This window comes from Flavobacterium salmonis (assembly GCF_903819435.1).
GTDB lineage: Bacteria > Bacteroidota > Bacteroidia > Flavobacteriales > Flavobacteriaceae > Flavobacterium > Flavobacterium chungangense.
The window spans coordinates 113,493-130,218 of record NZ_CAIJDP010000083.1 but is presented as its reverse complement, the minus strand read 5'-3'; the positions used below and the strand labels follow the sequence as shown (position 1 = coordinate 130,218).

The 16,726-nt window shown below is 32.2% G+C and carries 11 protein-coding genes; 4 read left to right on the top strand and 7 right to left on the bottom strand.

The window, feature by feature from the left end; genetic code table 11:
• Window positions 1-40: 40 nt before the first annotated feature.
• The 4 genes from FLACHUCJ7_RS19710 (at window position 41) to ypfJ (ending at window position 7,287) form a co-directional block, all read left to right on the top strand.
• The gene (locus FLACHUCJ7_RS19710) at window positions 41-1,369 is read left to right on the top strand and encodes an aldehyde dehydrogenase (protein ID WP_180910150.1); all 1,329 of its coding nucleotides are present in this window, start codon (window positions 41-43) and stop codon (window positions 1,367-1,369) included.
• Window positions 1,370-1,484: 115 nt separating this feature from the next.
• Window positions 1,485-2,276 (top strand): DUF2189 domain-containing protein, encoded by a 792-nt coding sequence (locus FLACHUCJ7_RS19705; protein ID WP_180910149.1) that lies wholly within the window; start codon window positions 1,485-1,487, stop codon window positions 2,274-2,276.
• Between the two features lie 33 nt (window positions 2,277-2,309).
• Window positions 2,310-6,359: a PAS domain S-box protein gene (locus FLACHUCJ7_RS19700; protein ID WP_180910148.1), complete on the top strand. Its 4,050-nt coding sequence runs from the start codon at window positions 2,310-2,312 to the stop codon at window positions 6,357-6,359.
• Window positions 6,360-6,441: 82 nt separating this feature from the next.
• Entirely contained in the window at window positions 6,442-7,287 is an 846-nt protein-coding gene (gene ypfJ, locus FLACHUCJ7_RS19695) for a KPN_02809 family neutral zinc metallopeptidase (protein ID WP_078226529.1), read from the top strand.
• A 133-nt stretch (window positions 7,288-7,420) separates the two neighbouring features.
• On the opposite strand, the gene FLACHUCJ7_RS19690 is transcribed toward ypfJ, so the two are convergent.
• The 7 genes from FLACHUCJ7_RS19690 to FLACHUCJ7_RS19665 all read right to left on the bottom strand — a co-directional run bounded on the left by FLACHUCJ7_RS19690 (window position 7,421) and on the right by FLACHUCJ7_RS19665 (window position 16,704).
• Window positions 7,421-9,259 carry a type VI secretion system baseplate subunit TssF gene (locus FLACHUCJ7_RS19690; protein ID WP_180910147.1) on the bottom strand — a complete coding sequence of 613 codons (1,839 nt, stop codon included), beginning with the start codon at window positions 9,257-9,259 and terminating at the stop codon, window positions 7,421-7,423.
• A 251-nt stretch (window positions 9,260-9,510) separates the two neighbouring features.
• Entirely contained in the window at window positions 9,511-9,849 is a 339-nt protein-coding gene (locus tag FLACHUCJ7_RS19685; protein ID WP_180910146.1) for a hypothetical protein, read from the bottom strand.
• 422 nt (window positions 9,850-10,271) lie between these two features.
• The gene (locus tag FLACHUCJ7_RS19680; protein WP_180910145.1) at window positions 10,272-10,445 is read right to left on the bottom strand and encodes a hypothetical protein; all 174 of its coding nucleotides are present in this window, start codon (window positions 10,443-10,445) and stop codon (window positions 10,272-10,274) included.
• A 1-nt stretch (window position 10,446) separates the two neighbouring features.
• Entirely contained in the window at window positions 10,447-10,578 is a 132-nt protein-coding gene (locus tag FLACHUCJ7_RS25565; protein WP_262891035.1) for a hypothetical protein, read from the bottom strand.
• 291 nt (window positions 10,579-10,869) lie between these two features.
• Window positions 10,870-11,781: a DUF7738 domain-containing protein gene (locus FLACHUCJ7_RS19675; protein ID WP_180910144.1), complete on the bottom strand. Its 912-nt coding sequence runs from the start codon at window positions 11,779-11,781 to the stop codon at window positions 10,870-10,872.
• Window positions 11,782-11,824: 43 nt separating this feature from the next.
• Window positions 11,825-14,896: an HET-C-related protein gene (locus FLACHUCJ7_RS19670; protein WP_180910143.1), complete on the bottom strand. Its 3,072-nt coding sequence runs from the start codon at window positions 14,894-14,896 to the stop codon at window positions 11,825-11,827.
• Between the two features lie 2 nt (window positions 14,897-14,898).
• Window positions 14,899-16,704 carry a type VI secretion system Vgr family protein gene (locus FLACHUCJ7_RS19665; protein ID WP_180910142.1) on the bottom strand — a complete coding sequence of 602 codons (1,806 nt, stop codon included), beginning with the start codon at window positions 16,702-16,704 and terminating at the stop codon, window positions 14,899-14,901.
• Between the last annotated feature and the right edge of the window lie 22 nt (window positions 16,705-16,726).

Below are 16,726 nucleotides of genomic sequence, written 5' to 3'. Positions count from 1 at the left end.
TCTGTTAACTTGCATAGCCAAAATTTAAGTTTTCACTAAAATGGACTATAAAAACGATATAAAGTACAGAAAAGAAACACTTAAAAAATTACTTTTTAATATTCAAAAAAGTGAGGATTTAATTGTAAATGCCTTGTTTGATGATTTTAAAAAACCTGAATTTGAAGCTGTTTTAACAGAAACTAATTATGTTATTTCAGAATTAAAAAGCACGATCAAAAACATTGATAAATGGGCCAAACCAGTACGAGTTTTCCCTTCTCTGCTTAATTTTCCTTCAACCGATTTTATTTACAAGGAACCATACGGAAATGTTTTGGTCATTGCTCCCTGGAATTATCCGTTCCAACTGGCTTTATGTCCCTTAATTGCTGCTGTAGCTGCAGGAAATAAAGTTGTTTTAAAACCATCAGAACTTACCCCGAATACTTCTGCACTCATTGCCAGAATCATCGAAAAATCGTTTCATATCAACCATGTAGAGGTTGTTCAGGGGGGCATTGAGGCCTCTGAGGAGTTACTGGCAAAAAGATGGGATTATATTTTCTTTACCGGAAGTGTTTCAGTTGGCAAAATTGTAGCCAAAGCTGCTGCTGAACACCTCACTCCTGTAACTTTAGAATTAGGAGGTAAAAATCCTTGTATTATTGATCAAACAGCCAATTTAAAACTTGCCGCAAAACGTATTGTCTGGGGAAAATTCATCAATGCCGGACAAACCTGTATTGCACCCGATTACATTCTGGTTCAAAAAAACATGAAGATAAAATTTATAACTTTCCTGATTGAAGAAATCATTATGGCTTATGGCAAAAAGATAAAAAACTCTCCTGATTATGCCAGAATCATAAATAGTAAAAACTGGGTACGCTTAACAGGTATGATTGCTGAGGAAAAATTGATTTTTGGCGGAGAATCAGATGCCAGCGATTTTTACATTTCCCCTACTCTTATTGATGAACCTGAATTAGGAAGTCTGGTAATGAAAGAAGAGATTTTTGGTCCTCTTTTGCCTATTTTAGTTTATGAATCTGAAAACGACATTGATGCTGTAATCAGTAAATATGAAAAGCCTCTTGCATTTTATGTTTTCAGCGAAAATCATTCTTTTATTAAAAAAATGATTTTGCGTTATTCCTTTGGAGGTGGTTCCATCAACGATACTGTTGTTCATTTCTCGAACAAAAGATTGCCTTTTGGAGGTGTGGGGCATAGCGGGATGGGCGCTTATCATGGAAAACTGAGCTTTGATATTTTCTCCCATCATAAAGCAATTGTAAAAAAAGCTAACTGGCTGGATCTTCCTATGCGCTATGCTCCATATAAGGATAAATTAAAAGCCATTAAGCGTTTATTAGACTGGATGTAAAAAACAAAATGGTCCTTACTATTTCGCAGATTTTCAAATGAAATTGATTAAAAATACTATATTTACGTTTGAATAGTTAACTTAAATCTTAAAGTATAAAACAATTCTGCTAAATATGAAATCCACACTCAATCAAATCGAATACATAAAAAACAATGGCTACTCTTTAGATTTTTCAGATGTTTTTAATCATGCTTTTGAAAATTATAAAAAAATTGCCGTTTATGCAGGGCTTATTTTATTATTCTTTTCTATACTTTGCTTTTTTCTTGGTGGAGGAATATTAATTTCTTTATATGGAGCTGAACATTTCAACAAACAATTTTTTGAGAGTTTGCAGCACAAACAGCCAGAAGGAACAACTTTACTTATTTATACATTTGCAATCACTTTTGTAACTGCTATTATGAGTCCTTTTACGGCAGGTTTTTTAAAAATGGCAGATAATGCCGACAAGGAGGAATCGCTTAATTTCTCTACTGTTTTTACTTATTACAAAGCTCATTATTTTGGACGTCTTTTTATTTCTACCTTATTGATTGGTTTAACCAGCGGACTAATTTCTGTGGCTTTCAATTTTATTGGGATTACATTTATTGATAGTATTTTTGCCATACTAATTTCATTATTTACATCCCTGACAGTTCCGCTTATTATTTTTGGAAATTTAAATATAACAGATGCAATAAAATCAAGTATTGTGATTGTTAGCAAGCAACCACTTATTATAGCTTTATTATTTATTGTAGCCGGAATAGGTTCTGCAATTGGTTTTATTGGATGCTGTATTGGTGTTGTATTTACAATTCCCGTTACTTATTCTGTAAAATATGCGATATACAGTGCTATTATCGAAATAGAAAGACCCGATTCAATCGATTCAATTGGCCAGTCAGATCCGGAATAAAACAAGATCATTTAAAACCAATACTCAAATTCTATGGTATCCAGCTATAGTTTTTTACATTTTTCGGTTACGGGGATTACCTTTATTGGCAGTGCCCTGAAATCATTTTGGATAAACTATATTGTTTTTAAATCCAATCTTATTTTCTACAATAGTCCTAAATTAATCATGTTAGAGTTATGCCTGATTGCTTTTATAGGATTACTGGTTTATCAATTTTTTAAAATCAAAACCAAAATTGGTTCTTTCATCGAAAAAAACAAAGAAAAAGAAGTTTCACATAAAGAATATCAGCTATATCTTTTGTTTTTTAGTATTACTATTATTGTAATCGAAATCATTAATGAAATTTTTAAAATAAGACCGCAGAGTCTTTTGTATGTCAATTTATCAATTGGGTTTTCGATATTATTATTTTATTTTTTATCGATTAAGATCGAATATTTAAGAAGTAAAATTTCAATCGTTTTTATTTCCGTATTTTTATTATTCACAGCCTATATTGCCCGAAACATTATCATTCATCCTAATGATATTGTACCAATTATTGCCTTTTTGATCACCTTTTATTTCTCTTACAGCGTTTTGAGACCAATAAAAATTTATTGGTACTTCATTACCGGAGCATTCATTTTTCATATCATTAACCTGGCTTTTGATTTCATTCCTATAAAATCCTCTGTTTTACTCATCACCTACTGTCTGGTGATTTTTGTTATTAATCAGGTTAAATATGCTATCTTTTTAAATACTCGTGATAATTTCAGATTTACAAATGAAATAGTTCACAAAGGAAGCTCACTTACCCTTGCCTGTAACAAAAAAGGTGAACTGATTTTCTGTAGTGAATCTATCACTGAAATATTAGGATATTCAACCGAAGAAGTTATGGGAATGGGGTTTTGGAACCTTACTGAAGATCCTGATTTTATTGGTGATCTTTTTTTTGATGACTATCAGGATAATATTTTGTACACCCGAAAATTAAAATGCAAAAACGGCGAATACAAATACATTCAATGGAAAGACAAACGTTTTTCTGAAGATTTAGTTATTGGAATCGGACAAGATATTACAGAGCAGGTTAAAATAAAGGACCAGTATAAAAACCTGATTCAAACAGCGGCAGATATTATTTTTGAAATTGACACCGAAGGCAATTTTACCTTTATAAATGAATTTGCTTTTTCTGTTTTAGAATATACCGAAAAAGAAGTCATTTCAAAACATTATGCTAACTTCATTCACCCTGACTACCGAAAAAAGGTTGCCGATTTTTATAAAAACCTTGAAGAAAAGGAATTTAACCATGATACTATTGAATTTCCTATTCTAAAGAAAAAAGGAGATGCTATATGGATTTCACAAAAGGTAATTATACGCAAAAACGATTTAGGACAAACTATTGGCTTTGCAGGTATAGCAAGGGATATTACCGAATTGAAGAATAATGAAAATGAAAAAAGAGTCAGACTTGAAAAAATTGAGTCTTACAACAATTCCACCAAAAAATTATCTACCACCGACTTTAGTCATTATGACAACTTAAACAGCGTAATTGATTTTATCATAGAGGAGGCCGCTGTTTCAAAAGCAAACAGAATCAGTTTTTGGAAATATTTAAATGATACCATTGTCTGTAAAAATCTTTACAGTAAAGATAAAAACGATTTTTATTATAAAAACATTCTTGATAAAGCCTCTTATCCCATTTACTTCGAAACCTTAAAAAATAAGGCAATCATAAATGCAAGCGATGTTTTTAATAAATTGGAAACCTCTGAGTTTCAAAAAGGCTATTTCATCAAAAACAAAATACTCTCCATGTTGGATGTCCCTATTTTTTTTAGTGGAAAATTGGCCGGGGTAGTGTGTTTTGAGAGCACTGAAGAAAAAAGAGAATGGGATAATGAGGATATTAATTATGCCCGTACCATTTCAGATGTTATATCGCTTGCAATCTCATCGCAAATGCGTTTAAAAGCAGAACGGAAACTTGAGTTCAAAAGTCAATTACTATCTGCATTGGCCCTTTGTACAGAGAAATTTTTATTAAGTAAGACTACAGAAGAAATGTTTCAGGAAACCTATAACATTATAGGAAAAGTTGCCAATGCAGACCATATGTACTATTACGAAAAAGATTTCGAAACCAATACTATCAGCCAAAAATACAAATGGTCCAGACAGGAAGATCCGGATGAAAACATCATTCTTCAAAAATTTACAGAAACTGATCTACAAGAGATAATTGAAAAAGCACAAAACAAGAAAATCCTAAACACACTGACCAAACAACTTGAAAACACTTTTTTTAAAAACTTACTTCTCACAAATAATATAAAATCGATATTAATCCTACCTTTGTATGTTCATGATGTTTTTAGCGGATTCATTGGGTTTGATGACTGCCATAATGAGCACAGATGGTCTGAAGAAGAAATTTACATTTTCCAAACCCTTGCCAATAATATTTCATCTGCTTTAGAAAGAAATCGTAATCAGACTAAAATTATCGAAAGCGAAGAAAAGTTTAAATTAATAGCTAATAATATTCCCGGTACAGTTTATCTGTCAAAGTTTGATGCATTTTCCACGAAAATATTTGTGAATGACCAAATTTCCAATCTTACAGGCTATTCAAAAGCTGAATTCCTTGAAAATAAACTTTCGTTTTTATCCCTCATACATCCTGATGATAAAGATGAAGTTATTGACAATCAATTTCAAAATTTAAAAAATGGAAAAGCACTGCACAACACTTATCGAATTAAGCGAAAAACAGGAGAATATATATGGATTGAAGAATTTGGAGATGTTATTAAAAAAGGAGACGAAATTGAATTTGTTGGTGGAATTTATTTTGACATTACCAATAAAAAGCAAACAGAAGATGCCATAAAAGCAAAACAACTTGCCGAGGCTGCTAATAAATCAAAATCGGATTTTCTTGCTAATATGTCACATGAAATCAGAACACCCCTTAATGGCATTATTGGTTTTACGCACCTGCTTATGAAAACTGAACTTGAAGAAATTCAGGAGAAGTATATGACCACAATTAATCAGTCGGCACATTCTTTATTAGAAATTATAAATGATATTCTTGATTTTTCTAAAATTGAAGCAGGAAAATTAGATTTATTTATTGACCAATATGACATTAATAAAATATTAGGGCAGGTATTTGACCTGATCCTATACGAATCCAACTTAAAAAACCTGAAGCTTGAATTAAAGATAACTCCTGAAGTACCCCAATACATCTGGACAGATATTGTAAGGCTCAAACAAATTTTAATTAATTTATTATCTAATGCCGTAAAATTCACACATCAAGGTTCTATTACACTTAATGTTTCTGTTTTAGAAAAAAAAGAGAATGACATCTGCATCATTAGGTTTTCTGTAGTGGATACCGGAATTGGAATTTTAAAGGAAAACCAGAAGAAAATTTTTAAAGCATTTTCGCAAGAAGACAGCTCTACAACCCGAAAATTTGGAGGAACCGGTTTAGGGCTAACCATTTCCAACCAGTTGCTGGCACTTATGGAAAGCCGTCTTCAGCTTAAAAGTAAAATAGATGTGGGAAGTAATTTTTATTTTGATTTGACCCTTAAAACCAGTAATAAAAACACCATCGAAAAGTACACCGCTGATTATGGAATTTTGAATGCCCAATCTGTCTTTTTACCAAACAACACTTTAAAAAACAACTTTACTTTTTTAATTGTGGAAGACAATAAGGTAAATATGCTGCTCTTAAAAACGATTATCAAAAACTTATATTCCAATGCCTCAATCCATGAATGTGAAAATGGTTACGAAGCTGTAAAAGAATTTGAAAAGATGAATCCCGACATGATTTTTATGGACATACAAATGCCTATCATGAATGGTTATGAAACTACATTAGCAATACGAAACTCTGCAAAAGGGAAACAAATCCCTATTATTGCTGTGACTGCCGGTACAGAAAAAGAAGAACGGAATAAATGTATCGCATCAGGAATGAACGATTATATTCCAAAACCAATCATGAAAGGTGCTGTTGAGGAGACCTTAACAAAATGGTTAAAATAATTCACAGTTTTATTAGCCATTTATTTAAAAAAAATATAAATTCGTGTTAACCAAATCCCAATTAACTTAAATACATTATTTTATGAAATGGCTAGGCAGAAGACAAAGTGACAATGTTGAAGACCGACGTTCAATATCGGGCGGCAAAGCAGTTGTTGGGGGCGGTATTATTGGTATTATTATTTTATTAGTTAATGTTTTTGGAGGAGAAAATGCCAAACTTATTACTCCAGTGCTCGAGCAGCTACAGGGAGGCCAACCCCAGACAGAAACAGCCGCACCACTTAGTGCTGAAGATGAAGAAATGGGAAATTTTGTTCGCGTTATACTTGCTGATAATGAGGATATCTGGGGGAAAATATTTACTGAAAACGGCATGACCTATAAAGCACCTAAACTGGTTTTATTTAGAGGCTCTGTACAAACAGCTTGTGGAGGAGCTTCCTCTGCTTCCGGACCTTTTTATTGTCCTGGCGACCAGAAAGTATATATGGATCTTGCTTTTTTTGAAGAGTTAAAAACTAAATTTGGGGCTAAAGGTGGAGATTTTGCGATCGCTTATGTAATAGCCCATGAAATTGGTCACCATATCCAGACCCTTCTGGGAACCTCTGAGCAAATGCGTCGTGACCAGGAAGGCAAGAGTGAAGCGGAAGCCAATAAACTTTCTGTTGCATTAGAACTACAAGCAGATTTTTACGCGGGGGTTTGGACACATTATAATAAAGAAAACCTAGATACCGGCGATATCGAAGAGGCCTTAAGTGCTGCTAACGCTGTTGGCGATGATGCCATTCAGAGCAAAATGCAGGGGCATGTAGTACCGGATTCTTTTACCCATGGTACATCTGAACAAAGAATGTACTGGTTTAAAAAAGGATTTACTACCGGTGACATTAAAAAAGGTAATACTTTTGATGAAATATAACCTATTTAAAACCAACCAATAATTAACCGGAAAGCATGATTTTTTAAATCATGCTTTTTTTTATAAGAACAAAATCCATTTTACAAATTGCAAAATGGATTTTCAACAGTTTATTTTTTTTAATACTTACAAATTAGTTTTCTATAAATAATCTATATGGAAATACGTTTGAAGATTTATTTATTAAGTTTTTCATATAGCTTTCACACAAATAATCCCATTCTGTTACAGATAAGGATTCTTTTTCTATCTGATTCGTTTTTATATGAATATCTACAGTACGACTAAAACCGGCTTTACTTGAAATCTCTTTTCGGGTTCCTTTTTCAATTTTAACGTCATTAATATAACTTTTAAAATGATTAAAACTAAATGCTTTTATATCTGCAAACGTTACTATTCTTCCTCTTGTCAATAAAGCATTTCGGTATTCTAAAATTCTGTCTTTATTGTTTTGTTTGTTTGTTCCTCCTACTGTATTGGTAAGTAATATTGTTTCCTTGCTCATAAAAAACAAATCATCTTTGGCTTCCAACACTGTCCCGGCTTTAATATCATTACCGTCCTCTGCACAAGTTGACCAATAACTGATTGTAAATGTTTTCCCTGAAGATTCATTCACTTTAGGTTTGATCATTAAATAAGGATCATTGTTTTTAGAAAAATTACTTTCTTTGGCTTGCTGTTCAACAGAGGCCAACAATTGATTAATTTCTATCAAAGAACTATTCATAAAATCTTTACCCAAACCTGCAAAAGAAGAACTTTCATCTTTTAATAAATCCAATACATTCTGAAGCAGTTCTGAAGCTGATCTTGAATCAAATCTTGAAACTCCTCCTGCACGTAATACCGCATTTCCTTCTTCGATTACACCATCGCTAAAATCCTTAATTTCATAATGATTTGCATATGTATCCACAACAGCATCTACATCCAGATAAATGTCATTACCTGTGTCTAATGCTACGTATGACAAAAACCCTCCAAGAGTTTTGTTTATAACATGACGTTTTTTATTAATTACCGGAAAACAATTTGCCGTAAAAGAGACATTATCTAATATTTGAGGAATTAAAGATTCCGGAAAAACCATTTTTATCCAAATAACAGGATTTCCGTTATGCTTTGTTATATTCTCAAAAAACTTATATTCAGGATTATATTCGTTCATTTTTTTATGTTTTAATACTCCTTTTAGCGTATAAAAATTATCAAAATAAAACTCATTCACTTCCTGCATCAATTCACTCAGGTGCGTATAGTTGCGGTTTATTATGTTTTCGATATCAAGACTGTTTACCGGAACATTATACCCCTCTTTTACTTTAATTTCTATATCATCATGATAGCACTTCATTTGCTTTAGATAATAATGAAACATTTCTTTTTGGTGGATATTTTTAATATCGATATAAAGCATCAAATCCTCTAACTCAAATACATTGGCATCTTTTAATTCGATACCCAAAAATACTTCTCCGGAGGGCAGTGAATTTTTGTAATCTCTAACCGCATCTTTATAAAACAGATTAGAAACCTCATACAGATTTCTTTCGTAAGCTACATATCTAACCTCACAAGAAGATAATTTTACTTCCAGGGTTGGCGAAAGAACAATTTCTTTAGTAATAGGTGCCAAAGGATTATAAATATTGTGCAGCCTTCTGCTCACCGTCATTTGGTTCTGCAGAGAAATTTTCATATTATTATCTATTGGTAAAGCATACATGATTGCTCTGGCCGGTTTAGCACCGGCAGCAACTTCAGGAAACATAATTTCCAGAACTCTTTCGACTACCCGTGTTTTAGAGTCTTCAAGTTCGTGTGCCACTTTTTCTAATTCATACGATAATGCATTTAGCATCATGGACACAACAGGATCAAATGAAGTTTCCATCTCTACATCTGAAAAGCCCCACGATCTGGCCGCTCTTTTTAAAACTCTGTCTTTTATTCGTTCTTGTCTCATTATTGTTCGTTGAAATCTGATATTTTTATAATGTTCTAAACTCTACCTGTAATCTATACTTTAAATGTTAATTATTCTTTGAATATTATCACTGCTTATCAACAGTCTAATCGTATATCCATACCTAATTTTACCATACTTTTTTAATATAAAATATAAACTTCTTAGTTCATTATGTAATTAAGAGTTGTATCATCAAATTTAATAAATACCAATTATTAGCAGGCTTATATTTTCGATTAATATTAAACTTATATCCAATCTAATGTGAATTCCAAAACATAATGAATGAATGTAATCATTGCACTTAAAATGATAATTGATGAAATTCTTATAATATTTTGATTTAGTTTAGTTTCTATTTTTCTTCTAATATAACATAAGTCGATCAATACAAATGGAATAACGGAAATCAAACCAATAACTCCACCTATGCAAATCATTATCAATACATCTAACCCATTAAATATGGCGAAAAAACCTGTCGCATTAATAGGTTTTCCTAATTCTATTCTCATCCATGCCATTCCTGAAAATACACTTAAAAAAAGCCATATTAGGTGTTTAATAATTGCTGTTATAAATTTCATTTATGGTTTAATATAACGAATCATTATTTAAAATAAAAAAGTAATTTTAGGTTTATGTCCAGTTTTTACCAGAGATAAAAACTAATTTTTACTATTTTTGGCACTGGATATTTAGTATCGTTAATAACAAAATTACAACTTTGATTTTGTTTATCATTTTATACTTTTTTCCCTTTCTTTTCTGTCTTCGTCAATCTCTTTTCTATTCTTAGAATCATTCAATCTCTCATATCCAATTTTTAAATATTCTAATGCTCCGGTTGCTATATAAGTCAATTCATAATACTGTAAACGATTTTCTTTGCATTCTTCGCCGGGAATTCTATATTTTAATCATTTAACCTTACAATAAGCACTCTAATTTATTAAATGCATTCTTTATTAAAATAAATATCTATATAATCGATATCTTTTTAATTCCTCTAATTATCATACTGTACTACTTCATATACTCCTACTGGAGTATATGTTAGAAATCTATCATCTTTTATTTTTGTTAAATCATGAAAAGTAACAATACTGTAAGAAACCACTTTAAATTTTCCTTTATTATTATTTATATCATATTTAATATAATAATAGCCAGCTTCAGCCATATTAAGGAATGGATTGAATAAAATGATTTCCGCCACCGCTTGAAGTCCAAAATTTATGTATCATTGCATAATCATATCCTTCAAAATAGCATTTTTCATACTCCGCATCCTGCATTTTTTTTAAAACTCCCAATATTTAGATTTCATTTTTTGAGCATTTTCATCAAAAAAAGCCACAAGACAAGATAGTGTATCATTTAAAACAAACTTGCTGTTTGTAGTTTGTATAAAATAACTACGATTTCACAGTTCTAATGCTTTATAGTGCTTTGTTTTATTATCTATTTTCTATTTATTGCAAAAAATATTTATCTTTTCATTCTTTTCTGTACATGAAGAAAATATAATTAAAAAGAACAAGACAACTACAATTCTGTTTTTTTAAGGGCTATATTAAATAAATTGCTTTTATACATTTAAATTATTAATCATTCGTTTTGTGCCACCATATTACAATACTTTTAATACAATCAAATTTACCAACTTTATCCGGACTCAATCCTTCAAATTCTTCTTCATTTGAAAATCGTTCCAGAGTGACATACATATCATAATCGTCCTTAATCCATCTTGATGAAGTCGACGAATCTCCCGGAGGGTCAAAATCTGAACCTCCAAGACCTAAACCTTTTACACCTTTATCCCATCCTCTGTAACCTATTTGTTTTAAATTGATTGTATTACCGTTATAAGTAAAATTTCCTTTGTATTCTTCCTTTGGTGCTTCTTCGAAATGTTCTTTATCTTGTTTTCTTTTCTCCTTAACTTCTTTTGTTAAGGGAAAACCATTCTGTTCTTCAAAATTCTTAACCAAACCTAAATCCAATTCCCAATATTTCGTTACATGTAGTGTTTGTATGTGAATGTTCCCAACAATGTTAGTTTCTGGATACGCTGATAAACTGATTCCTAATTTATCCCAAATAAAAAGTTTATCGATAAGTAAGGGCGATTTTTGTTCTTCTACACTGTCATATTTACCTAAAATTTCTACTAGTTCTTCTATCGAATTATATTCCTTTTCTTTTTCATCATCTATATATGGATTAACATAAATAATTTTATTTTCTTCATTCTCATAAGCTTCTCCTCTTAATTTTATCCAATGCCACGTTCTGTTAGTAAAACCTCCTGACGAATCAATATCTATACGATCATACATTCCCATCGCATCAGTAAACTTTTCTATTGGCATACCTAAAGCTATTTCTTTACTATTATAGTATAGTTTACTATCCTGTATAACAAAACCTGTTTCCATTTTTTTTTCTTGTTTAGATTGACAACTCACTAATTGTACAAATGTGATTAATGCGATGGTTTTTAAAATTTTCATTATCTATAATTATTTAGATTTTAGTCTCTGCCAAGTTAGTCTATTATTTGTGATCGTGACCTGCTTCTTTCATAACCTCTTCATAACTTTGTTTTCCGGTTTTTGTTTTAATTTTCTCCAATCCCTTTTCTTCCCATAATTTATTTAAACGTTCCCAGCCTGCATTCCATTTTGCTGGAATTTTATTGATTGCCGCTTTAAATTCCTCTTTTTGCTTATCTGTCGTATTAAAATCACTAATTACAGAAATTTGATTGTATAGATTAGCAATTTCTTGATAACCATGCCTTATACCATATAATACAATACTTGATTCGTGTGCCAACTTAACTTTATTGGGGTTGTTTTTACACCAGTTAATAACTTTCTCATCCATCCAGTCGGTATGCATAGGATGCTGAAATAAAATTTTATCAGCGAAATCTTTAATTTTAGTAATTCCTCCTTTTTGAAGAAACAATTCTCCTACTTTAAAAACGGCTTCTTCTGCTAATTCTACTGCCAGATGATGGAGTGGCTGAATTCCGTTGTCTTTCGCTAATTGAGTATGAGTCGGACCATATGGGTTTACCTTCCAGTTCCCCGATTCTAATAAATTCAATTCGTTATCTAAATAAGTTTGATAATCATCTATTAAATTTGCAGCACTTAAAAATAAAAAATGATAAAAGACATTTTTTACCACATTAATATAACCCGTAACGTATTCTAATATTCCAAAACCATTCATTACGTTTTTGTAAGATGTACCAAACCATCTTTCCGTCACCATAAAATCCCTAATACTCAAATAGGTTAAAAATGCTTCAGAATAAATATTATCATCAGTTCCTTTATATGACGCTTGCTTTTCTTTGGTATCCGATGCCTGAGCATTTGATATATCTTTTAAGAATTCATAAATTAGAGCATCATTAAAAGTTCTCTCCCCCTCTTTAAGTTCATCTTGCTTTTCAACATGAATCGAAAATTGTTTATTAATGATTTTGGGGGCTATACTTGCAATCGTATCCAATAACCCAAAACTGCCTGTCTGAACAATAGGGCATTCTGCATGAGCGTAATATAATCCTTTGTTTTCTAAATAGTTGACATGTCCTAAATTCGCATAATATTGTGCCGGATGTACCTTTTTTGGATCTTTATCCGACATAAAACTTTTTACAGAATTAGTCCATAAATCACTATTATTTATCGTTTTAAATTTTATTTTATTTCTGTCTATAACTGAATTTATCGCATGTGCATTATTAGAAATATCGGCTTTATGATTTTTTAATTCTCCTTTTTTACAGGTAACAGGCATATTATCCCACGGAAAAACCTCAGGATCATACACTTTCATAATCGCAATTTCACAAAAATTACTGTGAGCAAAGTAATCTTCAAGGATATGCAAGGCTGCCCCAAAGTTCATTCTCCCCTTAGTAGTATTAGGATCTGAATTATTAATATAATTTATAAAACAATCATAAGCACTTTCAAATGGTTCTTTACCATTCCCTCTTATATAGTTTTTAGTACCAGTCGCTTTATTATTATTCCATTGTTCATCTATTGGATCTTTTACAAAATCAGGATCCAGTTGATTGTTCAAATCTTTAGGAGGGCAGGCTTTTGGGGGTACTTTCTTTCTATTTTCCTCACAGATTAATTTGCGATGTAAAGCTGCGGGATTGTCAATATGTTCCTGTGGCCTGTAAACCCCTAATAAATCTGTTGTAACTTTTGCATATTTAGAGCGGAAGTCCTGAATATATTTAATATAATTTTGAGGCCTTTTATCCTTATCTTCCTTAGTTTTTTGTTCTTTTAAATCTCCAAATTCTTTTAAGCCAATTAATTCTACTAAAGATGTTATGGCTTCACGGCTCAATTTAACCGGAGATAACTTAGTAGGTTTCCATACAATTTCAGCTTCAAAATTTTTAAGTCTAAATCCAACAGGAAGATTAAAGGTTCTCTCATCAGCTTTAGTGACATAATTTTTATCCATTAAATCACTTAGTTCATCAAGTAACTTTTTATTCTCGTCTTTATTAACGTGTTTGTCTTCATATTCTTGACTTAACTTATCTAAAGAGTTTGCCATCGGCCTCACAACCATGGGATCGACAAACTGAGAAAAATCCCGTAACCAGTTGCCAAAATATATTTGAGATCTTTCTATATTTTCTCCTTTAGTATTATTTTTATATCTGGCAATTCTTCCAAGACCGTCATTTTCTATTGACTGATGCCCCAAACCATGTAAATCATCTCCAAGACCGGCACCAAAAAACTCATAATCAGCGAAATAATTATCGTCTTTTTCAATTCTATTATCTACAAACTCATTTAATTTTTCATTTAAATCAGCAAAATCCCAAGTTAATTTTTTCTCTTCTCCCTTAATAGTCGCTGTCGCATAATGCTGTTCTTTAATTTTAAACGGATCTATATAATATTTTTTATATTTTCTGTTCATTCTTCCACTAAAGAGGGCTCCTTCGTCATTTTTTGCATCTCCTTTTTTAGTTGAATATTTATTACGCAATAAGTAATCAAGATGATGCCCAAATTCTTCCACCAAAGCAATCATTAACAGTTTTTGGTATTTATTGTCTTTGATCGCATTTAAAATAAATCCTTCAGAAATGATAATGTGATTTTTTATTTTTTCATTTTCTCCGGAATAATAAGCTGCGCCATAACCAGGTAAGCTTAATGCAACTGTTATCTTTGGATTTAAACTTTCTTTCTTTTCTGAGGCATCCTCATAAAGTTTTTCATAAGCTTTTAAAGGAATATCTGCTCCGAATATATCTGCCATCCAGAAACAGAACATAGCTTTACTATCCTTTTTTGCAAAAGCAAATAATTGTTCAAGGGCAAATTTACTTTCTAATATAAACTCACTTTCTTCTACTTTTAATTCCGGGGGAGAATAATCACTGTATATAACACCATTTTCCTCTCCTTTTAAATCAATGCTTGCATTACTATTTAAAACCAGATTGTCCTTATGAGCTTCATAATTTACTTTATCAGCAATTTCGACCAATTCTTTAGCTCTAACAGTATAGCTGGTTTTAGCATGTATTGTAATATTTTTAGCTTGTTTAGTAATACCCATAATTAAAACATTTTAGATTTTTCGGTACTGTTTTTTTCTATGGTTTTACCACTTTGGAGTGTCATGTTTTCTTTTTCACTAAAAATAGTTACTTTTTCGGCAAGGGTATTAAAATCAGCGGTTTGTCGATGTGTTTTATCTGATGATATTTCATTTCTTACATCAGAGTTTTCCATAATTTCTCCGGCAGCGGTTTGCATAATATCGTTTCCTGCAACTACTGTTATATCATTATTTGCCGAATTATCCATATTTTCTCCTGCGCTAACAGAAACATTTTTACCTGCAGTAATACTAACATTTTCTCCTGCCTTTACTGTAAAATTCTTTGGCGCATTTACATCAATATTTCCCTGACCATCCATTTTCCAGGTATTACCACTCGGGTCTTCAATCAAAATACTTCCTTCACCGTCATTCAAAATAAATTTGATTCCTGAACGGGTATGAATCGCCTTAACATTATTTTGACCATCCGCATAACCGCTGGATTGGCTTCCATTGTATTGTGCTCCCAAAACATACGGATTCTGTGCATTGCTCCCTTCAAAACCTACTAAAACCTCTTCACCAATTTCAGGAATAAAATAAAATCCTTTACCTGAGCCTGAATGTGGCTGTATCATTCGTAGCCACTCGCTTGAATTGTTTCCGCCTGCCCAGTTGAACTGTACTTTTACACGTCCTAATCCTTCCGGATCATTATTGTCTTTTACTTTGGCTGGCTGTGTTTCGGCTTTCGCAAATACATTTACCTCTGTAAAATGTGGTGCGGCAACATCTGCCGGAATGGCCTTGAAATTACAGGAGTAATTTCCGTGGACCTGAGAGATGTGTGTTACCTCTGTCACAATAAGTTCGTGTTCTACAGTCTGGTTTACGATACTGAAAACCTGTCCAAGACCTAATGGAAAATAAGAGGTTCCACTGTAATACACACTATTGGCGTCACTTCCTGCTGTTTGCAGTTTGACCATTTCTTCGATTTCTTCACTGTTTTGGGCATTCGTGGTATAAGCTCCATTATTCAAATCGTTTTGGGTAACGGTTCCCTGGTTATGCCCCACAACAGCTGCGAAGCTGTCTTTGCTTCCTGAGGATGTTCTTGCTGAGGAGTTACGAATATTTGTGGCTCCATTATAATCATACCCTCCCAAAGAAATTTTATGAGAAGCCATATTGGTCTGGATTTTAAAACCATGCAGCGAAGATCCGTTGATGAGTTTTATTTTACTGGTTTTGGTTTGTCCGAACTGCATTCGCATTCCGTCAAAATAGAACCATTGGCCGTAACGTTTTGCCAATCGTTTTAAGAAATCAAAATTGGTTTCATTATACTGGGCCATGTATTTGAATTCCTGAAGATAGGTAGATTTTATAGCATCTCTTTCATAGAATTCTCCCGGCCCTTCTGCTAAAATATCCAATACGATATTATCCATACCTCTTTGCTGGTAGGTTCTTGATTTTTTCATGTCATCAAGAACGATAGTATGGCTGATACCTTTGACATGTAATCCTTCGGCGCTGCCATGAAGATCTATAGAAGATAATTCTGTTATGATTCCTTTGCTCATCAACCGGATTCCGGTGAGGCTTTTAAAGGTAAAGATAACTTCATCTCCAAGATACGTTCGCAATGCCTTTGCCTGATCTGCGGGATTTATGATCGCCTTGCCTGTATATTGCCATACAAAAGAAAAATGATGGTGATCTGCCATCTTTTGTGACAGTTCTAAATTATGATAAACAACATTTTGGGTAAAGCTCCCTATGCTGATATGTACCTGTTCTGAAAAATGTCCCATAATACTACTATTTATTGGTTCT

Excerpts from the sequence above, each read along its gene's own strand:
- FLACHUCJ7_RS19680 (WP_180910145.1), bottom strand. The coding sequence starts at position 10,445 with ATGGCTGAAGCTGGCTATTATTATATTAAATATGATATAAATAATAAT.
- FLACHUCJ7_RS19665 (WP_180910142.1), bottom strand. The coding sequence starts at position 16,704 with ATGGGACATTTTTCAGAACAGGTACATATCAGCATAGGGAGCTTTACC.
- FLACHUCJ7_RS19710 (WP_180910150.1), top strand. The coding sequence starts at position 41 with ATGGACTATAAAAACGATATAAAGTACAGAAAAGAAACACTTAAAAAA.
- FLACHUCJ7_RS19675 (WP_180910144.1), bottom strand. The coding sequence starts at position 11,781 with ATGAAAATTTTAAAAACCATCGCATTAATCACATTTGTACAATTAGTG.
- FLACHUCJ7_RS19705 (WP_180910149.1), top strand. The coding sequence starts at position 1,485 with ATGAAATCCACACTCAATCAAATCGAATACATAAAAAACAATGGCTAC.
- FLACHUCJ7_RS19685 (WP_180910146.1), bottom strand. The coding sequence starts at position 9,849 with ATGAAATTTATAACAGCAATTATTAAACACCTAATATGGCTTTTTTTA.
- FLACHUCJ7_RS19700 (WP_180910148.1), top strand. The coding sequence starts at position 2,310 with ATGGTATCCAGCTATAGTTTTTTACATTTTTCGGTTACGGGGATTACC.
- ypfJ (WP_078226529.1), top strand. The coding sequence starts at position 6,442 with ATGAAATGGCTAGGCAGAAGACAAAGTGACAATGTTGAAGACCGACGT.
- FLACHUCJ7_RS19690 (WP_180910147.1), bottom strand. The coding sequence starts at position 9,259 with ATGAGACAAGAACGAATAAAAGACAGAGTTTTAAAAAGAGCGGCCAGA.
- FLACHUCJ7_RS19670 (WP_180910143.1), bottom strand. The coding sequence starts at position 14,896 with ATGGGTATTACTAAACAAGCTAAAAATATTACAATACATGCTAAAACC.